This window comes from Allobosea sp. LjRoot90, assembly GCF_964254315.1.
Lineage (GTDB): Bacteria > Pseudomonadota > Alphaproteobacteria > Rhizobiales > Beijerinckiaceae > Allobosea.
On the sequence record NZ_CAXUTF020000001.1, the window covers coordinates 1,143,583 to 1,165,218 of the forward strand.

Annotated in this window: 21 protein-coding genes; 4 read left to right on the forward strand and 17 right to left on the reverse strand. The window is 66.4% G+C overall.

Going from position 1 to position 21,636, the window contains the following annotated elements:
* Positions 1-197: 197 nt before the first annotated feature.
* The 12 genes from ACSQ3M_RS05365 to ACSQ3M_RS05420 all read right to left on the reverse strand — a co-directional run bounded on the left by ACSQ3M_RS05365 (position 198) and on the right by ACSQ3M_RS05420 (position 11,897).
* Positions 198-1,544 (reverse strand): MFS transporter, encoded by a 1,347-nt coding sequence (locus ACSQ3M_RS05365; protein ID WP_436149016.1) that lies wholly within the window; start codon positions 1,542-1,544, stop codon positions 198-200.
* Positions 1,538-2,464 (reverse strand): hypothetical protein, encoded by a 927-nt coding sequence (locus tag ACSQ3M_RS05370; RefSeq protein WP_436149017.1) that lies wholly within the window; start codon positions 2,462-2,464, stop codon positions 1,538-1,540. The genes ACSQ3M_RS05365 and ACSQ3M_RS05370 overlap by 7 nt, the downstream gene beginning before the upstream one ends.
* Before the next feature lie 196 nt (positions 2,465-2,660).
* Positions 2,661-3,254 carry a TetR/AcrR family transcriptional regulator gene (locus ACSQ3M_RS05375; RefSeq protein WP_436149018.1) on the reverse strand — a complete coding sequence of 198 codons (594 nt, stop codon included), beginning with the start codon at positions 3,252-3,254 and terminating at the stop codon, positions 2,661-2,663.
* A 335-nt stretch (positions 3,255-3,589) separates the two neighbouring features.
* Positions 3,590-4,357, reverse strand: coding sequence for an alpha/beta fold hydrolase (locus tag ACSQ3M_RS05380; RefSeq protein WP_436149019.1), 768 nt, complete (start codon positions 4,355-4,357; stop codon positions 3,590-3,592).
* Positions 4,358-4,717: 360 nt separating this feature from the next.
* Positions 4,718-5,872 (reverse strand): ABC transporter ATP-binding protein, encoded by a 1,155-nt coding sequence (locus ACSQ3M_RS05385; RefSeq protein WP_436149020.1) that lies wholly within the window; start codon positions 5,870-5,872, stop codon positions 4,718-4,720.
* A 25-nt stretch (positions 5,873-5,897) separates the two neighbouring features.
* Positions 5,898-6,560 carry a 3-oxoacid CoA-transferase subunit B gene (locus ACSQ3M_RS05390; protein WP_436149021.1) on the reverse strand — a complete coding sequence of 221 codons (663 nt, stop codon included), beginning with the start codon at positions 6,558-6,560 and terminating at the stop codon, positions 5,898-5,900.
* Entirely contained in the window at positions 6,557-7,264 is a 708-nt protein-coding gene (locus ACSQ3M_RS05395; protein WP_436149294.1) for a CoA transferase subunit A, read from the reverse strand. The genes ACSQ3M_RS05390 and ACSQ3M_RS05395 overlap by 4 nt, the downstream gene beginning before the upstream one ends.
* 22 nt (positions 7,265-7,286) lie before the next feature.
* Positions 7,287-8,078, reverse strand: coding sequence for an enoyl-CoA hydratase/isomerase family protein (locus ACSQ3M_RS05400; RefSeq protein ID WP_436149022.1), 792 nt, complete (start codon positions 8,076-8,078; stop codon positions 7,287-7,289).
* 152 nt (positions 8,079-8,230) lie between these two features.
* Positions 8,231-9,595: an MmgE/PrpD family protein gene (locus tag ACSQ3M_RS05405; RefSeq protein WP_436149023.1), complete on the reverse strand. Its 1,365-nt coding sequence runs from the start codon at positions 9,593-9,595 to the stop codon at positions 8,231-8,233.
* A gap of 81 nt (positions 9,596-9,676) precedes the next feature.
* On the reverse strand, positions 9,677-10,063 hold the full coding sequence (locus ACSQ3M_RS05410; RefSeq protein WP_436149024.1) for a Zn-ribbon domain-containing OB-fold protein: 387 nt from the start codon (positions 10,061-10,063) through the stop codon (positions 9,677-9,679).
* 5 nt (positions 10,064-10,068) lie between these two features.
* Entirely contained in the window at positions 10,069-11,238 is a 1,170-nt protein-coding gene (locus ACSQ3M_RS05415) for a thiolase domain-containing protein (protein WP_436149025.1), read from the reverse strand.
* Positions 11,235-11,897 (reverse strand): glutathione S-transferase, encoded by a 663-nt coding sequence (locus ACSQ3M_RS05420; protein ID WP_436149026.1) that lies wholly within the window; start codon positions 11,895-11,897, stop codon positions 11,235-11,237. The genes ACSQ3M_RS05415 and ACSQ3M_RS05420 overlap by 4 nt, the downstream gene beginning before the upstream one ends.
* Before the next feature lie 241 nt (positions 11,898-12,138).
* Here ACSQ3M_RS05420 and gcvA point away from each other — a divergent pair, with 241 nt between their 5' ends.
* Positions 12,139-13,092 carry a transcriptional regulator GcvA gene (gene gcvA, locus ACSQ3M_RS05425; protein ID WP_436149027.1) on the forward strand — a complete coding sequence of 318 codons (954 nt, stop codon included), beginning with the start codon at positions 12,139-12,141 and terminating at the stop codon, positions 13,090-13,092.
* 5 nt (positions 13,093-13,097) lie between these two features.
* Here the strand turns inward: gcvA and ACSQ3M_RS05430 are convergent, their stop codons facing one another.
* Genes ACSQ3M_RS05430 through ACSQ3M_RS05450 form a run of 5 tightly spaced genes read right to left on the reverse strand, consistent with a single transcriptional unit; the run spans position 13,098 to position 17,638 of the window.
* A complete protein-coding gene (locus tag ACSQ3M_RS05430) occupies positions 13,098-14,252 on the reverse strand; it encodes a CoA transferase (RefSeq protein ID WP_436149028.1) in 1,155 nt (384 codons plus the stop codon).
* On the reverse strand, positions 14,252-15,274 hold the full coding sequence (locus ACSQ3M_RS05435; RefSeq protein ID WP_436149029.1) for a CoA transferase: 1,023 nt from the start codon (positions 15,272-15,274) through the stop codon (positions 14,252-14,254). The genes ACSQ3M_RS05430 and ACSQ3M_RS05435 overlap by 1 nt, the downstream gene beginning before the upstream one ends.
* A gap of 43 nt (positions 15,275-15,317) precedes the next feature.
* Positions 15,318-16,049: a dienelactone hydrolase family protein gene (locus ACSQ3M_RS05440; protein ID WP_436149030.1), complete on the reverse strand. Its 732-nt coding sequence runs from the start codon at positions 16,047-16,049 to the stop codon at positions 15,318-15,320.
* Positions 16,050-16,075: 26 nt separating this feature from the next.
* The gene (locus ACSQ3M_RS05445; RefSeq protein ID WP_436149031.1) at positions 16,076-16,474 is read right to left on the reverse strand and encodes a Zn-ribbon domain-containing OB-fold protein; all 399 of its coding nucleotides are present in this window, start codon (positions 16,472-16,474) and stop codon (positions 16,076-16,078) included.
* Positions 16,475-16,477: 3 nt separating this feature from the next.
* Entirely contained in the window at positions 16,478-17,638 is a 1,161-nt protein-coding gene (locus tag ACSQ3M_RS05450) for a thiolase family protein (protein ID WP_436149032.1), read from the reverse strand.
* 224 nt (positions 17,639-17,862) lie between these two features.
* Here ACSQ3M_RS05450 and ACSQ3M_RS05455 point away from each other — a divergent pair, with 224 nt between their 5' ends.
* The 3 genes from ACSQ3M_RS05455 to ACSQ3M_RS05465 all read left to right on the forward strand — a co-directional run bounded on the left by ACSQ3M_RS05455 (position 17,863) and on the right by ACSQ3M_RS05465 (position 21,631).
* Positions 17,863-18,666 (forward strand): alpha/beta fold hydrolase, encoded by an 804-nt coding sequence (locus tag ACSQ3M_RS05455; protein ID WP_436149033.1) that lies wholly within the window; start codon positions 17,863-17,865, stop codon positions 18,664-18,666.
* Positions 18,667-18,830: 164 nt separating this feature from the next.
* Positions 18,831-19,880 (forward strand): ABC transporter substrate-binding protein, encoded by a 1,050-nt coding sequence (locus ACSQ3M_RS05460; protein WP_436149034.1) that lies wholly within the window; start codon positions 18,831-18,833, stop codon positions 19,878-19,880.
* The gene (locus tag ACSQ3M_RS05465; RefSeq protein WP_436149035.1) at positions 19,877-21,631 is read left to right on the forward strand and encodes an ABC transporter permease; all 1,755 of its coding nucleotides are present in this window, start codon (positions 19,877-19,879) and stop codon (positions 21,629-21,631) included. The genes ACSQ3M_RS05460 and ACSQ3M_RS05465 overlap by 4 nt, the downstream gene beginning before the upstream one ends.
* Positions 21,632-21,636 lie beyond the last annotated feature (5 nt).

The following is a 21,636-nucleotide window of genomic DNA, read 5'->3' on the forward strand; positions in this document are numbered from 1 at the left end:
GGCCGTGCCGTGTCGCCCAACGAGAGGATCGCTGTGCTCGGAACGCCGCAGATTTCTCAAATTGCTCGAAACTGCGCAATACGAGTTTCAAAAATGGTCATATCGGATATTGCCCGATCGGCCCTTTTGATCAATGCGCAGCGGGCCGAATGCGAACAGCCGTTCACCTTGGCGCCGGACTGGCCTGCCGACCGGCCTCAGGCGACCGCCTGCTGCGACCGGCCCTGCGGTCCGGCGACCGCAACCAGCGCCGCGCTGAGACCCAAGGCTGCCGCAATCAGCACGAACATGCTCCAGGCTCCGACCTGGTGGATCAGCGCGAAGAAGACCAACGGCACGAAGATGGAGATGAAGCGGCCCACCCCCCACGCCATGGATGTCCGCGAGGCCCGCAGCTCGGTCGGGATGATCTCGGCGGCGTAGATGGCGAGGACGCTGGCATAGATGGCGCTGGCCAGCGCGAAGGCGATGCCAAGGGCGACAAGTGGCAGGAAGGTGGTGGCGGCGGCAAAGGCCAGGCCCAGCACAGCCATCGCACTCGCGGCGCCGATCAGGCTGGCCTTGCGGCCGATCCGGTCGATCACCGACGCAACGAGCAGGTTGCCGAGCGCCGGTCCGAACATGATCAGGCCGGCCGCTATGACGGAATCGCCGATGCTGAACTGCTTTGCCACCATCACTGCCCCGCTCATCAGCGGAAAGCCGATCGTCGCCCAGGGGGCGAGCGCGTAGAGAGCGCAGAGCAGGAGCAACCTGCGCCCCAGATCGATCTGCGGGCGATCGAGCGCCGTTTGGGATGCCGCTCCAGTTCCTTCCGGAGCGGCCAACGGCACCTTGCTTTGCATACCGAAGCGCTGCAGCGCAGCGTCGGCCTCGGCGAAGCGGCCGGCGGCGGCAAGCCAGCGCGGCGATTCCGGCAAAAGCGCGAGCAAGCCCGCGGCGACGACGGCGACGAGCGCACCCGAGCCGAGAGCCCAGCGCCAGCCCTCGATCGCAAACAGCGTCGGTGAAGTCGCGCGCATCAGGAAGATGATCGCTGGCGCACCGAGAAAGGCGAGGCCGGCACACAGGCATGACAGGGTACCGCGCCAGCGCGGCGGCATGACATCGGCCATATAGGCAGCGATCAGCGGCGGGCAGGCCCCGATCCCGAGGCCCGAAAGGAAGCGGAAGCCTATAAGCGCAATGGGATCGCTACTCGCAGCGGCGCCAAGCGAGCCAACTGCGATCACGACCAGCGCGACCTGCAATGTGAGCCGGCGGCCGAAGCGGTCACCGAGCATGCCGAAGATGGGGGCTCCCACAGCGCCGCCTGCGAAGATCGCCGCGAGGAAGAGAGACAGCTCGGCCTGCGTCATGGCGCGGGGCGGCGCCTGGAACACCGCTCCCAAGGCGTTGCCGAGTGCGACCTCGGCGATGTCGGCGAAGAGTGCGAGCGTCAGGACGCCGAAGAGCGCAAGCCGCAGCCGGCATAACGGCAAGGCGTCGAGCCGCTCGGCAATCGCCCGCGCCGGCGCGTTTGCGTCTGCCGCCCTGGTCAGCATGCCGGGCTGTTCGAGATTTCGCGAACAGCTCCCGCCGCGGTGCTCTCGTCCGGAAATTCTAGCGGCGCGGTCGCCACGGCTTGCGCGAAGGCTGCGCCGATGATCGCGAGCTTCGCCGCCTGAAACCGTGCGTATTCGTCGCGGAAGCCTCGCGACAGCCAGATCGGAGAGCGCCCGCGCACGCCGCTCCAGCCGAGATTGCCCATTGCCGCCGCTGCGGCAAGCGTCCGGCCGGCATGTGTCCGGGACAGGTTGAACGGACGGGCAAGCGCAGAGATGGAGCTTACGTCAGTCAACGCCCTCTCCCCGTCGCGTGCTGCGGCGATGTCTACGCCCACCATGAGCCGATCCATCAGGCTGCCGCCCTCGTCGACCGAGGCGAACACCGCATATCCTGGCGGCGGCACGCGGATCACCGTGGACGACAGCAGAGCATCAACGGTGGCAGGCTCGATCCCCTTCAGGAGAGCACCGTCCGCGGCCTGCAACCGCGAGGTCCTGGCACCATCATCTAGTGAATCGAGCGCGGTCAGATGAATGGCGTACCACTGCGTCAGCGCCCACAGGGTCGAGGGCGCAGGCTCCGCCAAACCGGCATGCATCCTGGTCGGCTGGACGAGCCCGTATTGCAGCGCCTCGGTGAAGAAGGAGGCAGCGGTGTTTCGGCTCGCTAGGCCGTGAGCGAGAACCTCCTCGACGAACTCGCGCTGCGACAATCCCGGCCGGCCGAGGTCGAGTCCACGGAAATAGCGGGACAGCGCCGCATGCGACATCAGCCAGCGCTGCTGGGTCGAGAACTGCGAGGCCAGCCGGGGCGCCGCGGTCTGCACCGCCAAGAATCCCTGGGCCAGGCGATGCGCGGCGCGATCGAACAGCGGCTGGGCGAGCAGCCGCTCGATCTCCGCTTCCAGCGTCTGCATCCGATCCCCCGCCTGCTGCGCTCGCACGCCGAGCCATTATTGTTCGCTCGGCAAGGTGCAGTACAGCCGCGCAGCCGGCGCCGGAGGCCTCGCTGCCGGCCCTTTTGAACCGCTGTTCACAACAGGGCGAAGCGAGACGCGTTTCGCGCCGCAGCCGTGTCTTCGTCGCAACGTCCCGGCCAATCGGCCCGCCACGTCAGCTGGCGGGCCGCGTCGCTCCGTGAAGCAGCGCCCGGACCATGCCGTGATAGCGCTGGTGGAGCTTGGCTGGATCGATCGGAGGCAGGCTCTGATTGGTGCCGCGCGCACCATCGGCAAGCAATTGCGCCAGGGCCTCGGGGCCGACATCCGGCTTGACCCGCAAGAGACTTCTCCCCTCCAGCTCGACGATGAAGCTCGCGAGCTCCGACTGAAACCCGACCGCCGAGGCGATCATGATGTCGCGGCAGCGCCGGAAAGCCTGATCGTTGATCTCGATGGCGTGGGGCGATGTCGCCAGGCGCCGGCGCGTATTGCCGTATCGCGTATCGAGGATGGTCGCCAGAATCGCGACGGCGTCCCGCCCGTCTGCCAGAGCCTCTCGCCCGGCCGCCATCCCGATCTCGACCGCTTGCGCGTTGACGTTCAGGATCAGGAAGCGAAAGGCTTCTTCCTTGCTGCTGAAGTAGTTGTAAAGCGTCCGCCGCGTGACATCGACGGCCTTGGCGAGGCCGGTCATGGTCAAGTGCTCGTAGCCATGGTCGAGGAACGCCCGTTCCAGCCGTGCCACGAGCTCCACACGTGTAACCATCAGAACATCCAGTCGCCCGCCGGACCGCCAGCTCGGCAATCCGACAAGCTCGAACGATTCAGTACGCTCCTTCTTGCCTTGATTTTCTCGGCGGCTGCAATCCGTCGCTCGCCGGCCTCCCGTTACAGAACGGGCTACAATCCAGCTGACGTTGCGCCCGCCTGAGGCCAGGATCGCGCGCGGTGCGAGCCTTCCTGGTGTTCCTCCGCTTTTCCGGAGTGTCCCAATCCCGATGCCCAGCGTCGATTAGACATAGTGGCGAGCACGCGGTCTTTCAAAACGGGCCGAGACTCGGGAACCAGGACCGCCCCGGCTCCCGAGACAATCTTTCGCGCTCAGGAATTGTGCTTGCCGATGAAACCCAGCACCAGATCGTTCCAGAGCTCCGGGCGCTCCCAATAGGCGGAGTGGCCACAATCGGGGATCAGGCTGAACTCCGCGCCCTGGATGCGGGAATGGACCAGGCGCGCCATCGAGGGCGGCGTGTAGAGGTCGCCATCGCCGGTCGTCACCAGCACCGGCATGCGCCATGCTGCGATCGACTTCCAGGTGACGTTGTTCTCGTAGGCTTGGCTCTCCATCTTCGTCGTCTTGGCCTTGTGCTCCAGCTCGTTCCAGAGGCGGCGGCCCTCCTGGTCGAGATGGCGATAGGACGGGCCGAGTTCCTTGAAATCGTGCGGCAGGTCGTCGAACTCCTTCGGCCAGATCAGCTTGTAGATGGCGCGGTAGTCCTCGTCGCGGATGCCGACGATCGTATTGGAAAGCACGAGGCTGCGCAGGCGCTGCGGATGCGACACGGCGAAATCGGTCGCGACCATGCCGCCGGCCGCAGTGCCGACGAGGTGGAACTTCGTCAGCTTGAGATGATCGACCAGTTTGAGCAGGTCGCCCGCCCCGGTGCCCGGCTTGGCTTTATCGCCGACGACCGAGCCGTGATAGCCGCGCCTGGAATAGCCGATGACGCGATACCCGGCCTTGGCGAAGACCGGCGTCTGGTAGGGCCAGACCAGTCCGCTGCCCGTCCCGGCATGAAGGAAGATGACCGGCACGCCGTCGCCGCCGGTGTCGAAGTACCAGAGGCTGTGGCCGTCCCCGACCTCCACCAGTCCTTCAGTGGCCTTGATCGGGGCCGGCAGCGGCGTTGGCTTTACACCCTGGTCCGCATTTGCGGGCGCCGCACCGACACCGCTCGCCTGAGACAGAGCGAACGCAGCCAGACCAAGGGCAGCACCGGCCCGCAGAATATTCCGCCGAGCCGGCACACATGGCTGCTGGTCGCCCGCAGAAACGTTATCGTTAGAAATCATGGCCGCCCTCTTCTTGTTATGACAATCACAAGGGCAATCAATGCAAATTATCTACTCTGCATCCATGCCAATTTTCTCATCGAGAGGCGATCAAAACTCAAATCTGAGAAAGCATCGGCGAGCCCGACACGGCTCGCCAGCATCTCCCTGGTCCCGTCAGGCGGCCTCGGCTCGTGCTTCCGAGGCAAGGCCCAGCACCGCTTCGTCGCGCACGTCGAGGCAGACCATGGTACCGTTGTCGAACACCGTCTCGGCGCCTGCGCTGACCTGAAGCACACCGCCTGCCACCCGCACGCGATAGCGCATCATGTTGCCAAGGAAGCCGGAGAGCTCGACCGTGCCGGTGAGCCGGCTCGAACCGTCCGCCACCGGCTCCTGCGGCGTCCGCAGCGCGAAGGCCTCGGGCCTGATCGAGACGGCGACAGGCTGGCCCACAGTGACGCCGCCTTGCAGCAGGCAGCCGACCTCGCCGGCTGCGCCGAGACTCACCCGGGCGATGCCACGACTATCGGGCCCCGCGGCAAGCGTGCCGTCGAGCAGGTTCGTCGCGCCGACGAAGCCCGCAACGAAGCGATTGGCCGGCCGGAAATAGATCTCGCGCGGATGGTCGAGCTGGACGATCCGGCCGCGATCCATGACCGCGACGAGATCGGACATTTCCAGCGCCTCGGCCTGATCATGCGTGACGTAGATCGTGGTGACGCCGACCTCCTGCTGCAGCCGCTTCAGCTCGGTGCGCATCTCCTCGCGCAAGGTCGCGTCGAGATTGGAGAGCGGTTCGTCGAGCAGCAGCAGCTTCGGTTGACGCACGATGGCGCGGGCGAGCGCGACGCGCTGCTGCTGGCCGCCGGAAAGGCGCGTCGCCGAGCGGCTGCCATAGCCATCGAGACCGACCCGCTTCAACGCATCGTTGGTCATTCGCTCGATCTGCGACCGGTCGAAATTGCTGTCCTTTGAGACACGCAGCGGAAAGGCGACGTTCTCGAACACGCTCATATGCGGCCAGATCGCGTAGGACTGGAAGACCATGCCGATATTGCGCCGGTTGAGCGGCACGTTGACGCCAGCGGCACCATCGAAGAGCGGCTGAGTGCCGACGCGGATGAGCCCGTGGTCCGGCTGCTCCAGTCCGGCGATGCAGCGCAAAGTCGTGGTCTTGCCACAGCCGCTCGGCCCGAGCAGCGTGAAGAACGTGCCGGGCTTGAGCGTGAACGCGACATCGCGGACGCCGCCGGCCGGACCGTCCTGCGTGTTGAAGAAGATCTTCTCGAGACCTTTGACCTCGATCGCTGCGGTCGTTTCCACCGTCATTACCCCATCCTCCCGCGACACGCGCTCACCTCAGCGAAAATGCGAGGGGCGCGTCGGTCAATTCCTGCAGCCTGGCCTGCGTCAGCCCCGGCGCCATCGCGCGCACCACGAAGCCGCTCTCGGTCACGTCGATGACCGCGAGATCAGAGTAAACGCGGTTCACCGCCCGCGCCGCGGTCAAGGGATAGCGGCATTGGCGCACCAGCTTTGGCTCGCCCGACTTGGTGACATGGGTGGTCATCACCCAGACATTGCGGGCACCCGCCGCCAGATCCATGGCGCCGCCGACCGCCGGCGTGCGATCGCTGCCGGAGGTCGACCAGTTGGCGAGATCGCCAGTCTCGCCGATTTCGAAGGCGCCGAGCACGCAGAGATCGATATGGCCGCCACGGATCATGGCGAAGCTGTCGGCATGGTGGAACAGCGAAGCGCCCGCCACCAAGGTGACGTTCTCCTTGCCGGCATTGACCAGCCAGGGATCGGCCTCGTTCGGGCCCGGCACCGGCCCCATGCCGAGGATGCCGTTCTCGGAATGCAGCACCACCTCGCGCCCGGCGGGGATGTGATCGGCGACCAGCGTCGGCAGGCCGATGCCGAGATTGACGTACCAGCCCTCGGCGATGTCGTTCGCGACGCGGCTCGCCATCTCCTTGCGGCTGAACGGGGCATGATCCAGTGCGGCACTCATCGGGCGCCCTCCTTGCTCGCGGCGGTTGTCGCCAAGGGCGGATCGCCGCCCTCGACCTGCAGCACGCGGTTCACGAAGATGCCGGGGGTAACGACGATATCGGGCTCGATCTCGCCTAGCGGAACAACGGTCGCGACCTGGGCGATGGTGAGCCTGCCAGCCATCGCCATGATCGGATTGAAATTCCGGCCGCTGCCCTTGTAGGTCAGGTTGCCCCAGCGATCGGCGGTGTAGGCCTGGATCAGGGCGACATCGGCGGCCAGCGCATATTCGAGCACATGGTCGCGATCGCCGATCCGCCTTGTCTCCTTGCCCTCGGCGAGACGCGTGCCCGCTCCCGTCGGCGTGTAAAAGGCGCCGATCCCGGCGCCGGCCGCTCTGATCCGCTCTGCGAGCGTGCCCTGCGGCACGACCTCGAGCTCGATCTCGCCCTTCTCGTAACGCGTATCGAAGGCGGAGGAACCGCGCGGGAAGCTGCAGATCAGCTTCGCCACGGCGCCGCTGCCGATCAGCTTGCCGAGCCCAGTCTGCGGCTCGAAGCCCGCATTGTTGGCGATCACCGTCAGGCCACGCACGCCGCTCAGTGCCAGCGCGTCGATCAGCGCGTTGGGCTGGCCCACCGCTCCGAAGCCGCCGACCAGGACGGAGGCGCCGTCGCCTATGCCCGCCAGCGCCGCGGCCATGTCCGGAACCTGCTTGTCGATCATAGACCTCTCACTTCTCGTCTCAGCACCCGGTGAAGACGGGCGGGCGTTTCTCGGCGAAGGCCCGACGGCCCTCCGCCCTGTCCTGCGTATCTCGCAGCATGCCCCAGACCAGCCGCTCCAGTCGCAGCGCCTCGGGCAATGGCAACTCGCCGCCGCTGCGGACGAGGCGCTTGATCGCCCGGACCGAGAGCGGGGCATTCGCCGCGATACGGGCGGCGAGCGCCTGTGCTTCCGACAGCAGGTCCGGCGCGGGAATGATCCGGCTGATCAGCCCGAGGCGCAGAGCTTCCTCTGCATCGATCATCTCGCCCGAAAGCAGCATCAGCATCGCATCGCTCTGCCCGATGCTGCGCGGCAGCCGCTGCGTACCGCCGGCTCCCGGGATCGTGCCGACCTTGACCTCGGGCAGGCCGAAGCGCGCCTGCGGCGCAGCCAGCCTGATATCGCAGGCAAGGGTAAGCTCCAGCCCGCCGCCCAGGGCCAAACCATTGACCGCGGCGATCAACGGCTTTTCGCAATCGAGCGCCGCGGCGAAGCTGTGATCGCCGCCCCCGCCAAAGGCCTGGGCTGCGTAGGGGCCGGTAATCTCGGCCGTCTTCTTGAGGTCAGCGCCGGCGCTGAAGGCTCGTTCGCCCGCCCCGGTCAGAACTACGGCGCGGATGCTGTCATCGGTCGCGATCCGCTCGAAGCAGGCCGCGAGCGCCGCTCCGGTCTCGGGGTCGATCGCATTCAGCACCTGCTGCCGGTCGAGCACGATGGTCGCGACATGACCGGTCTGGCTGAACCGTAGCGATGGGGTGTCGGGGACCATCTTAGTCTCTCCGCCGGATCAAACGCTGACTGCAGTCGAGGTAGGACCGACGCCATGACCGGTCAAACGAGTTAACGGCGCGATCGAGTGAGCTTTCCTCAATCGAAAGCTCGATGCTGCCGCTCTTTGCGGCCGCTCACCATCGCGATCACTCAACGATTGAGCGTTCCGACGTTCGCGACCTCGTCGAGCCTGATCAGGCTGGCGAAGAGCTTTTCCGCCTGCGGCTGGGCGAGCTGCTTGCCGCTGCAGGACCAGAACTTCTGCCAGAGCTCGGCTTCGCTCATCGGCCGCGTCCAGTGGCCGCGGGCGTAGTCGACGCTGGGACTCTCGAGCACGCGCCCATCGTTGAGATGCAGGCGGACGCCACCGCTGAAGCCGAGATTGGGCTGAGTGTCGGCCGGAACGCGGCTGTCGGCCACGGTCTCGACCTGCTTCAGCAGCGCCTGGACCTCGGGGCGGCCATAGAAGCTCTCATCGAGCGCATCGAAGGTGACGCGCCGCTCGAACAATGCCGCGACGACCGCAAGCGGCACGCTGTGCGAGGGCACGAAATGCAGCACCGAGGGCGATTTCGAGATCACCGCATATTGCGCCTCGCTGATCAGCAGCTCGACCCGGGTAACCTCCTGCGGCTTGACGTCATTCGCAATCGCAAGATCGAGCGCGCCGTCCACGGCCCGCTGCGCTATATTGCCGAACGGGTACTGCTTGACGTTGATGCCGATGCTTTCGAGGCGCCAGGCGCGGCCGAGATCGTCTAATGGGCTCTCCAGATCGACGGCGCCCTTGGGCGACAGCGCAACCAGCATGCCGCGCCCGGAACGCTCCAGCGCATCGGCCGGCGCCGACATGCCGGCCTCGGCGAGCTGTGCCGCCAGCACGCCCCCGGCGGCGCCGCGCCCGATCTGGAACGGACCGACATCGGTGTCGAAGCTCGCGGTAATGCCGCCCGACATCGACGCGGCGATGCCAAGCGCGCGCACGGTCGTTGCCTCGTCAAAGCCGCGCAGATTGGCGAGCGCCAGCGCCACAGCTGATGGACCGAAGCAGGCGGTCGCATGCCAGCCCTTGCTCGAATAGCTATCGGGATCGCGCTCGGCGAGCCGCGCCCAGGGCTCGTAGCCGGCGGCATAGGCCTGCACGACCTGCTTGCCGCTGGCGCCGATCCGCTCGCCCTCGGCCAGCAAGGCAGGCATCAGCACCGTGCTGGTATGGCAGCCGGCGAAGGCGACGTCGTCGAAGACGACGCTGCTCGTGGTCACGGCGTTGACCAGCGTCGCATCGGCGACCGAAGCTGTTTCGGCGCCGAGCTGGATGCGCGCCTCGTGTTTCAGGCCGCGCGTGCCGAGGCTAGCGAGGACATGACGCGAGACCGGCATGTCGACGCCCGAGAGCATGACGCCAACCGTATCGGCCATGCCGATCCGGACGGCTTCGAGCGCGCGGGCCGGCAAATGCTCATAGCGCAAGCCGGAGGCGAAACCGGCGAGCGAGCGTGACAAGGCTGTCGGCATGGTCGTTTCCTCTGATATCGTTGTGGTCGCGCGCGGTGTGATCGAGCACGCCGCGCAAATAGGTCAGGCGGAGAGAGCGCCTCAGGCGAGCCTGAAGACCGGTAAAGTGATGCCGTCCTCGGCTTTATGGCCGAAGGCGATCTCGACCGGCTTGCCGATCGCGATCTCCGCGAAGTCGCTGCCGACGATGTTGGTCATCATGGTCGGCCCCTCCTTGAGGGTGACATAGGCAATGGCGAAGGGCTCGGCCGCCGTGCGGGCAATGCTGTAGGAGTAGATCGTGCCCTGCCCACTCGCCGCCCTCCATTCCGTCTCCGGGCTGGCGCAATGCGGGCAGATCGCGCGCGGGTACCAGTGCGCCCGGTCGCAGGCGCGGCAATGGCGCAATGTGAAACGTCCCTCGGCGAGTTCGCTCCAGAACGCCCTGGTCTCGGGCTGGTGATCCAGCGCCTCACGCAATGTCGACATGGGCCTTACTCCCGCTCCATGATCAGGGTGGCGCCGCCGTGCCTGGTGCCGAGCATGCCGCCGGTGCCGTGCGCCAGCGCGATGTCGCAATTCCCGACCTGGACGGCCGGATGCGCCTCGCCGCGCAATTGCCGGACGGCCTCGATGATCTTGGTCATCCCGCCACGATTGAACGGGTGGTTGTTGCAGAGGCCGCCGCCATCGGTGTTGACCGGCAGGCGGCCGACACCAGCGATCAGGTTGCCGTCGGCGACGAAGCGACCGCCCTCGCCCTTGGCGCAAAAGCCGAGATCCTCGAGCTGGACGATCACGGTGATGGTGAAGCTGTCATAGACCGAGGCGTATTTGACATCCGCCGGTGTCAGATTGGCCTCGGCGAAGGCGGCCGCACCGCTGAAGCGGCCGGCTGAATAGGTCAGGTCGATCGCGCCGCCGGCAGTGTGCTTCACAGCCTCGCCCGCGCCACGGATACGCACCAGCGGGCGCTTGAGGCTGCGGGCGATCTCCGGCCGGGTGACGATAACGGCGCCGCCGCCATCCGAGACGATGCAGCAATCGAGCTTGTGCAAGGGGTCGGCGACCAGCGTCGAATTCAGCACGTCCTCGACCGTGACGAGATCGCGCAGCATGGCGTTGGGATTGTGCTGGGCATGATGGGAGGCGGCGACCTTGACCCAGGCCAATTGCTCGCTGGTCGTCCCGAACTCGTGCATGTGGCGCATCGCGCACATGGCGTAGACGTTGAGGATCGTCATGCCGAACGGGGTTTCCCAGGCATAATCCGGCTGGACCGGGCTGTCGGCCCGCTTCAGCCCGCCCTTCGGGACGCCCTCGCTGCGCGGGCGGCCGGCCAGCGTGATGAGCGCCACGTCGCATTTCCCCGCCGCGATCGCCTGCGCCGCATGATTGACGTGCAGGATGTAGGAAGCGCCGCCGATATTGGTGGAATCAGCATGGCGGACCTTGAGATTGAGGTAGTCCACCATCGAGAACGGGCCGGTTCCCGGCACGTCGCCGCCGCAGAAATAGCCGTCGACATCGTCGTTGCTCAGGCCGGCATCGGCGAGCGCGCCAAGCGCGACCTCGCCGTGCAACTGCGCCAGCGACTTGTCCGGCGCCTTGCGCAGCGGATGCTCGTAGGCGCCGACGATATACGCTTGTCCGTTGATACTCATGCCCTGCCCTTCTGGCGCGACAGGGCGGAGCCGGCCGTCGCGAGTTCGTCGTAATGCGCCGTCACCGCGACGGATGGGCGCTGCTGCGCCGCCTCCCACCATTGCGCGAGGCGCGGATAGCGCTCGTGCCAAAGGAAATCCGGCGCAAAGCGGAAATCGAGATAACCGAGCGCCGCGACGATCGCGGCGTGACCGACATCGAAGGATGCGGCGTCCGTCGCCCCAGCCTCCGCCTCGAGTGCCTGGAAGATATGCGGCAGCTTCTTGTGCACGGCCGCGATGCGCATGGCCGATTGCTCGCCCTGCCGGCGCGAGCGCTCGCTCAGCCAATTGAGCAGCAACGACGACAGGCCGTCGCCGAGGGCCTGGCGCCGGAGAGCAGCGGTGCGTGCCGCGGGCGCTGCCGGGTGCAGCCGGCCGTCGCCGCACACGACGTCGAGATAATGGCAGATCGCCGCCGAATCGTAGATCGCCTCGCCCTCCTCGGTGACCAGCGTCGGGATCTGGCCGAGCGGATTGAGCGCGAGCAGCCCATCATTCGGCTGGGTCGAGAGGATGACCATCGGCAGGCGCTCGATCACATCGTTGAGACCAGCCTCGTGCGCGACGACCAGAACCTTGCGGACAAAAGGCGAGCGAGGCGACCAATAAAGCCTCATTTCATCGCCCGCTTTGGCTCAGGAAAAATCACACGAGAATGCACTCTCGCGAATCCCGGCCGTGCTACGTCGCTTCGCATCGAAATCGGCGATAAATCGCGGCAAAACATGCTTCATCCCGTTGATGTTGAAGGCGATTTGATCCATCATTGCCCTTGGCCAATAAGCAACGCGAAAAGCGCAATACCGTCAATCGACTAAATGGGAGGCCATCTGTGAGAAATCATCAATTGACCGAGCCATGCTGCGCCGCCTGCCGCCGCTGAACGCGCTGCGCGCCTTCGAGGCGGCCGGCCGGCATGTCAGCTTCACCAAGGCGGCCGACGAGCTTTCGGTGACGCCCGGCGCGATCAGCCGCCAGATCAAGCTTCTGGAGGACGTGCTCGGCGTGGAACTGTTCGAGCGCACCGGCCGGGACCTGCGCATCTCCGCTGAGGCGAACGACTACGTCACGGCGCTGGGCACCGCCTTCGACCAGATGGAGCGCGCCACCAAACGCCTGATGGGCGCACAGCGCGAGAGTTCGCTGCGGGTGCACTGTGCCATGACCTTCACCTTGCGCTGGCTCGTTCCGCGCTTGCCGCTGTTTCATCGTCTCTATCCGAAACGGGAGATCCAGCTCGCGACCTCGCTCTCGCCACGGCCGATCAACCAGCTTTCGATGGGCGATATCGACATCGCGATCCAGCAGGGCACCGGCGACTGGCCGGGGCTGGTCTCGCATCGCCTCGCCGGCAGCGCGCTGATTCCGGTGTGCAGCCCGGCCTTCCTGGAGCGGCTCGGCCCCGAGATCGGCATCGACATCCTCGCCGATCAGACCCTGCTGCACTCCACAGTCCGCCCGGATGACTGGCGTGAATGGCTCGACGCCGCCGGCGGCCAGCATATCGAGAGCGACCGCGGCCTTTATTTCGAAAGCTCGACCCTCGCCTACCAGTCGGCGATGGAAGGCATCGGCATGGCCATCGGGCAGATGGCGCTGGTGCTGGAGGACCTCAACGCCGGCCGGCTGGTCGCGCCGTTCGACTTCATTCACGACAACGGCGTCGCCTACTACCTCACCTATGTCGAACATGCGGTGAAGAAGCCGGGTGTGCTTGAGTTCCGCGACTGGATCCTCGGGCAATCGATCGAGTACGAGGCCGCTTTGCGGCATATGCGGCTGCCCGGCGGCGAGAGCCTGGTGCCGGCCTGAGCCTTTCAGCCCGCGCTCTCGACGATACCGGCTTCGGCGAGTGCGGCGATCTCGCCGCGGCTGTAGCCGGCAATCTCCGAGAGAACGGCATAGGTGTCGGCGCCGACCTGCGGGGCCGGCCGATCGATCGCGAGTAGCGCCTCGTCGACCTGGAGCGGGAAGCCCTTGACGATCAGGCCCTGCTCATCGCGCTGCAAGGCGTGCTGCCATGTCTCGCCCCAGCCAGACATCATGCCGTTGCCGTCATTGACCAAGGCAGCCGGCACGCCGAGCCCCAAGAAGAAATCCACGGCCTGCCGGGCGGGCTGCGCCGCGATTGCCGCCGCGACCGCAATACGAAGGGCGCCCGGGCAGTCGAGATCGCCAGCCGTGAGCGCATCCGACAGGAGCCGCAGCACGGAGGCCGGCACCGAGAGCGCCACCCAGATCCCATCGGCCGCGAGGAAACAGTCCTGTAGCGGGCATTGATGCTGGGCATTGCCCTGGCGCGTGACGGCCTCGCCCTGCGAGGCTGCGGCGAAGCGATCGCCGATCATGAAGGCGGCAAGGTCGCGCTGCGACAAATCAAGATGACTGCCGCCCTCGCCGTTCCGCACCGAGCGCAGCGCGGTCGCGATCGCCCCGGCGGCGAACAGCGCGACGATCTGGTCGGGATAGTTCACGTCCCGCCCGGAGACTTCGGGCTTGCCACCCTCATAGCCAGTCACCCAGGCGAGGCCGCTCAGCGCCTCGAGCGTCGAGCCATAGGAGACATGGCCGGCATCGGGGCCCGTCTCGCCCTGGCTCGAAATCGAGGCGAGGATGATATCGGAGTTGGCCTCACGCAGCCTGGCGAAGCTCAGGCCGAGTCCTTCCATGACGCCGCGGCGGAAGTTCTCGACCACGACATCAGCGCGTCGCACCAGGCGCAGGAAGATCGCCTGCCCCTCCGGCCGCTTCAGATCGATGCTGATCGCGCGCTTGTTGCGGTTGGTGGCACGAAACAGCGGCGGCATCGCATCGGGCTCGTCCTGCGCACTCCAGGCACGGAAAGGGTCGCGATAGGTCGGCGATTCCACCTTGATCACCTCGGCGCCGAAATCAGCGAGCAGCGCGGCCGTCGCGGCGCCGGCAGTGATGATGCCTAGATCGAGAACACGGCAGCCTTCCAGCAGTCTCATCAGGCTGCTCCCACCGCGATATCGGCCCGGCGGGCCGCTACCTGGTCGAGCCAGATGAGCGGCAGGCGCGGGGCTTGGACCTCCGGATCCGCACCGAGCGGCGCGAACAGGCCGCGCGCCCGATTGTGCGCGTCGTGAAAGGCGTCGGCCGGACTCCACACCGGCCCGAGCGGCAGGCGGTGCTGCCGCGCCAAAGCGTGGATCTCCCGGCGGGTCAGCGTCAGGAAGCGCCGCTCGATGATCGCGGCGAGCTCGGCCAGATGTGCGAGCCGGTTCGCACGTGTTGCAAAGCGCGACTCCTCCAGAGCCGGCTCGGCCAGCGCCGCCTTCAACCGCGACCAGTCCGGCTCCTGATAGACCAGCACGGCATAGCCGTCGGCGCAGCGCAGCACCTGCCATTCGGAGGCAGCGCCGGTTCGACCGGGCAGGACATCGTAGCCCTCCAGCGGCACGGCTTTCCAGTTCAGCCAGACGAGGGTTTCGAGCAGGCTCGCCCGGATCGTGACGGGAGCGCCCTGCGGGCGCGCCGAGGCCAGCGCCGCCGCCACACCGCAATAGGTGGACAGGCCGAGCGCGAAGGCCTCCTGGTGCCCGCCGAGGCGCAAGGGCGCCCGCAAGGGATCGCCGACCATCGCCAGCAATCCCCCAAGTGCCGCCAGTGTGAAGGCGCCGGCCGGCCTGTCGCTGTCGGCGAGACGCCCGCCGAACAGGCTGAGCACCGCCGTGACCGGCGGCAGACCCGCCCGCCCCTGTTCGCGCAGCAGCCCACCGTCGACGAGCGCAACATCGGCGCGGTCAAGCAGTTCGCCCGGATTTGCGGTCAACTTGGTCTTACCACGCGCCAGGAACAGCTCGGTACTGCTCTCGAAGCCACGCTCGCGACCTGCGTGGCAGACCACCTCTGCGCCAAGGTCGGCGAGGATGCGCCCGGCCATGCCGGCGGCAAGTACCAGCGCATTGTCGGCGGCGTCGGAGATGACCTCCGCGACGACAAGGCCGGCATAGGGGCGTCGCGCCGTCATCGCTGCAATCGCTTCGTCATCAGGCGCGCCGCATCGGCCATGGCTATGCCAGCGTCCTCTTCCAGAGCGCAAAGAGCTTGGCCCAGGTCGCCTCGGCCGCCTCAGGCTGGTAGCAGCGGCCAGCCGTAAAGCAGTAGCCGTGCTCGCTGTTCGGGAAGATGTCGACATCATGAACGACGCCGGTCGCAGCAAGCGCCTCCTGCAATGTGGCGATCGTCGCCGGCGGCGCGGCGCTGTCGGTCTCGGCGAAGGCGAAATAGAGCTCGCCCGGCACCTTCGCGACCAGCTTGTGCGGCGAGCCCTCATCCTCGGTGACGAGGCCGACGCCATAGAGCGAGGCGGCCGACGCGATGCGCGGACCGAACTTCGCCGCGGCTGCGACGACGTAGCGCCCGCTCATGCAGAAGCCGAGGCAGGAGACCTTCTGGGCATTGGCTTCGGCCTCGCCATCGAGGAAGGCGAGCATGCCGGCGGTGTCGTCGGTGGTCCGCTCATTGTCGATCGAGCGCAGGCAGGCGACGACCACGGCCGACATACGCTCGTCGCGCCGCGGCAGATCGAAACGCACCGTGCCGAGCCGGTAATAGAGGTCGGGCAGCAGGCAGTAGTAGCCGGCAGAGGCGATCCGGCGCGCCATATGGCGGAGCTCCTCGCGAATGCCCGGCGCGTCCATATAGAGGATGACGACCGGATAGGGCCCCTCGCCATCGGGCCGGACGGCGAAGGCCGGCATCAGGCCGTGCCGGGTGACGATGGCGACGTCTTTTTCGAACATGCTCTTCTCCGCGCGACGGCTCGCCGTCAGGGTTGCTCCGTCAGCATGAAGGCGTGCTGCGTGCGATCAAGGTGGCGGCGATAGGTCAGCATGACGCGCCGCCCGATCCACTCGCCCTCCGGCTCGGTGCCGATCAGGTTGGAGACGACGATCGGCCCCTCGTCGAGCCGCACGGCGACGGCGTTATAGGGCGGTGGATGGTCGTCGAAATAGGCGCGGTGGAAGCGCACCCAGGACAGAATCTCGCCGCCGCCGGAGAGATCGGCCCATTGATAGTCCATGCTGGTGCAGGCGGAGCAGATCGGCCCGGGCGGGTAACGCAGCGTGCCGCAACGGCCGCAGGACTGGAGCTGCATGCGCTCACGAGCGAGGCTTTGCCACATCGGGACGTCGTAGAGTGTGACGACGGGCTGGCTGTTCGCCATGGCTCAGGCTCCGTAGATGATCGAGATCGCCTTGCCGGCGACGTCGGAGCTGTAGTGGACGTGGCGGCAGCCCTCGACCTGGTGGCCCCCGGCCTCGCCCCTCACCTGCCGGACGGCTTCGATCTGGTGGTTCCAGCCCTGCATGTAGCTTTCGGAGAGGTGTCCGCCGCTGGTGTTCACCGGCAGGCCCTTGGCGAGTGAAATGCCGGTCTCGCGCATGAACTGTCCGGCCCCGCCGAGCGGGCAGTAGCCGTAACCTTCGAGCGCGAGCGGGATATGCAGCGAGAAGCTGTCGTAGATTTGCAGCGCGTCCATATCCTTCGGGCCGAGCGAGGCCATCTCGAAGACCTGGGCGGCGACCGTCTGCTGCGCCGGTAGATAATAATCGAGCAGGCGTGGCTCGAGGCTGGTGGCGCCGCGATTGAGATCGTAGCGGCCGACGCCTTTGATAGGGACCGGCGCGCGGCCAATGCGGCGTGCCTTGCCGGCTTCCGCGATGATGAGGGCGACGCCGCCATCGTTGATCAGGCAATAGTCGAAGATATGCAGCGGCTCACAGATGAGGGGCGAAGCAAGATAATCCTCGATACCGATCGGCTTGCGCATCAACGCGCGAGGATTGCGCGAGGCGGCCAGACGCTGCGCCACCGCGACCTCGCCGAGCTCGGCTTCCGACAGGCCGCGCTCGTGCATATAGCGGCGCGCCATCATCGCGTAGAGCGCGCCCTGCGAGGTGAAACCCCAGGGTGCGTGATAGACATAGGCGAGAAAGGCCGCCCCGCCCTGGGCGTCGGGGCCACCATAGTTCACCTGCGCCGAGCGTTGGTCATTGCCGTAGACGAGCGCGACGACCGAGGCGAGGCCGGCATGGATCGCCATGCAGGCTTCCATCACCGCCGTCATCGCATCAGCCCGCCCGCCCCAGCGAACATTGAGACCGAGCAGTTCGCCGACGCGCTCATAGGCGGTGGTCGGACCGACGATCAGCCCGTCGATCTCATCACGCGTGATGCCGGAATCGGCCAGCGCCGAGAGGAAAGCCTGCGCGCCATAGCCATAGGAATCGTGCGGCCGCTCGCCGGCCCGGACCCGCGCATGGTCGCCGACCCAATCGCTCTGGCCGATGCCAATCACCGAAGCGACCCCGGACAGCGAACCCGTCATGCGGAAACCTCATTCTGACTACGCAAAGACGCACTGGACTAATCGCCGGTGACGCTTCGGAGGTTTTTCGCAAGGCCGTGGCCTGGTCAAACGACTTAACCGAAAGGGCGATTGAGCAATGCTCACAAGAGCCGATGCCGCAGCATTCCTCAAACCGGGCTCAGATTCCCTCGTTTGACCAGGGGAGCGGGCAACGCCAAGGCTCGCGGCGGGAGGTGCACTTCATGGCGAACCGCTGGATCGAAGCCAACGGCGTCCAACTGCGCTACGAGCTGCAATCGAGGCCGCCGGGGACCGTCGTTCTGCTGCATGAAATGGGCGGCATGCTGGAGAGCTGGGACGCGGTCGTGCCGCTGCTGGCACCTCATATCGGCGTGCTTCGCTATGATCAGCGCGGGGCCGGGCTGTCAGAGAAGCCACCTGGTCCCTATTCGGTCGGACAGGCGGCAGATGATCTCGCAGCGCTGCTGAGCGCGCTTGCCATAGCAGAACCGGTCGCGGTCGTTGGCGCCGCGGTCGGGGCGGCCGTGGCGGCTACCTTCGCTGCGCGCCATCCGGGCGCCATAGCCGCTCTCGCTTTGCTTGCGCCGGCGACCGTGCTGGACGAAGCGAAGCGGCCGGCGACCGAACAGCGTATCGCGGCGATCGAGCGCCTCGGCATCCGCCACGCTTTCGCCGACGATGCCGCCAGCCCGCGCTCGCGCTACGAGGAATTGCGCCTCGCCGCCGACCCGGCCGGGCTCGCAGCGACCTGGCGAATGCTGGCCGGACTCGATCTCGATGCGGCATTGTCGGCGATACGCTGCCCGACTCTGGTCGTCGCCGGGCGCCACGACGCGGCGCGCCCGCCCGATCATGTTGCAGGCGTTGCCGCCAAGATCGGCGGGGCCGAATTCATGGTGCTGGAGACCGGTCACGTCATGGCGATCGATACGCCAGATCTCGTCGCCGAAACGCTCCTGGATTTCCTGAACCGGGCCGGCTTCGTCAGCGTGCAAAGCGCTATCGCTCAACCTCCGGATCGTTGAGAATTCCTCACGCGCCTGTTTCGTTTACTCGTTTGACCCGTCACGGCCAGGCCGGCAGATTCCGTAGCATGCTCCCCGCTCAACCGGGGCGCAGGATGGCGGCGACAGACCGCCAGGAACTCATGCGCCGGCAGCGGCGCAGCGTGAGGATTGGGAGGAAGGACATGCAGACCAGACGCGGCTTCATCGCCGGGGCAGGCACGCTTGCGCTGTTGCCAAGCGCCGGCTTCGCCCAGAGCCAACCCGCTGCCGAGCTGATCGCCAAGGCCAAGGCCGAGCGCCAGCTCGTCTGGTACACCGGCATGGTGGTGAGCCAGGTGGTGCGTCCGCTCGCCGAGAAATTCCAGGCCAAGTATGGAATCGAGGTGCGTTTCACGACGACCGGCGATTCCGATACAGTCCTCAAGATCACCAGCCAGGCGCGGGCCGGCCGGATGGAGGCCGACCTGTTCGACTCGCCCGGCACCTCGATTCCGCCGCTGAGCAAGGCCGGGCTGATCGAGCCCTTCGCGCCCGAGGCGCTCGCCAAATACGCGCCTACCTTCAAGCCGCAGAGCCAACTCTATTCCGGTATCTATGCGCTCTACCTGACCACGACCTACAATACGGACCTGGTTAAGGCGGCCGAGGCGCCCAAGACCTTCGAGGATCTGCTCAACCCGAAATGGCAGAGCAAGATGGTCTGGACCGACACCCGCGCCATTTCTGGCCCGGCCGGCTTCATCGGCAATGTCCTCTCCGTCATGGGGCAGGACAAGGGCATGGCCTATTTGCGCGAGCTCTCGAAGCAAAAGATCGTGCGTGAGCCCGGCAATCAGCGCGTCATTCTCGACAAGGTCATTTCCGGCCAGTACGCGATCGGCCTGATGACCTATAATCATCACGCGGTGATCAGCCGGGCCAAGGAAGCTCCGATCGCCTGGGTCAAGATGGAGCCGCTCGTCGCCAATCTCGGCGTGATCGCGCTGGTGAAGAACGCGCCGCATCCGAACGCCGCCAAACTCTTCCTCGAGTTCATGTTCTCGGATGACGGCCAGAAGATCATCGCCGAGGCCGGCTATCCGCCGGGCAATCCAGATGTGTCACCGAAAGACCCCTCGATCGGCCCGGTGACCGGCAGCTTCACCTCCACCCTGCTCGCGCCGGAAATCTCCTCGCAGGAAAGCGAGCCGCTGGCGGGCTGGCTGAAGATCTACGACGAGCTCTTCAAATGACCGAGGTGATCGACGCCGCAGCAACCTTGCCGCGGCAACGCCGTGCCGGGCTGATCAGCCGCCCGACGCAGACGCAGCTCCTGGCGCTGGTGATGCTGCTCGTCATCGCCTGCCTGGTGCTGCCGCCTGTGATCGCGCTCGTCCAGAACAGCCTGTTCGTAATGAACGCCGACGGCTCACACGGCGCCTTCACCCTCGACAACTTCACGCATTTGATCAGCGACAAGGGTATTCTAACCAGCGCCTGGAATTCGGTCCGGTTCGCCGCCCTGTCGACCGTCTTCTCGCTCGTCTTCGGCGCTTCGCTCGCTTGGGTGGTGGAGCGGACGGACGCGCCGAACCGCTCGCTTGCCTATCTGATGACGGTGGTGTCGCTCGGCATCCCACTGATCATCTACGTCCCTGCCTGGCTCTTCCTGCTCGGCCCGATCGGCCCGCTCAACGAGCTCTATCGCAACCTGACCGGCAATGGCGGCAACCTGTTCAACGTCAATTCGATCGCCGGCATGGTCACGATCGAGACGCTCGGCTGGCTGCCGATGTCGTTCCTGCTCTTCGCCGCGAGCTTCCGCACCGCCAATGCCGAGCTGGAGGAAGCGGCGCGGATGAGCGGCGCCGGCATCCTGACCATGGTGCTGCGCATCTCAATCCCGCTGGCCGCGCCGGCCGCCCTGGCGACTGGCCTGTTCATCTTCATCAAGACGCTGCAGGCTTTCGACGTGCCCAAGCTCGTCGGCACCTCGGCCGGCATCAAGCTCCTGACCACCGATATCTACGACGACATCCGGGCCGCAGTGCCGCCCAGGGTCGGCCATGCCAGCGCCTATTCGGTGGTCCTGACCGTGCTGGTCGCCGGGCTGATGTATCTCTATAGCCGGCTCTCGCTCAACGCCTCGCGCTTCGCCACGGTGACCGGCAAGGGCTTTCGCCCGCGGCCTTTGCCGCTCGGGCGGCTGCGCTGGCTCGGCGGCGCGCTGATCTGGGCCAACTGCATCATCGTGCTGGTGTTGCCGATCCTGACCCTGCTCTGGGTGGCGCTGACGCCCTTCGTCCGCCCGATCCGGCTCGCCGCCTTCAAGTCGCTGACGCTCGACAATTTCGCCATCGTGCTCAGCAGCAAGGGCTATCTTGAGCTGATCGTAAACACGCTGATCACGGCCGCAGCGGCGGCGAGCGTGACGATGGCGCTGATGGTGGTCTGCGGCTGGCTCGTCGCGCGCCGCCACGCCTTCCACGCCGTCACCGACCAGTTGATTACGTTGCCGATGATCCTGCCCGGCATCGTGCTCAGCGTCGCGATGATGGATGTCGCGCTGCGCTCACCGATCCCGCTCTATTCGACGCTGACGATCGTGATTATCGCCTTCGTCATCCATTTCCTGCCCTTCGGCATGCGCTACACCTATGGCGGCGTACTGCAGATCCACAAAGAGCTCGAGGAATCGGCCGGCGTCTGCGGCGCCTCACCCGGCAAGACCCTGCTCAAGATCGTGGTGCCGCTGCTCTGGCCGGCGATCATGGCCGGCTGGGTCTTCATCTTCCTCAACGCCTCACGCGACCTCTCGACCGCGATCATCCTCGCCGGCCCTGACACCAAGACGATCGCGGTCGCGATCTTCGACCACGCCGTCAATGGCGAGTTCAGCGAGGTCGCGGCACTCGGCCTGCTCTGGTCGCTGCTGATGAGCAGCATCGCGACGGGGTTCTATCTGGTGATGAAGCGCCGCGGCTCGATGGTCTTCGGGGTGTGAGAGGC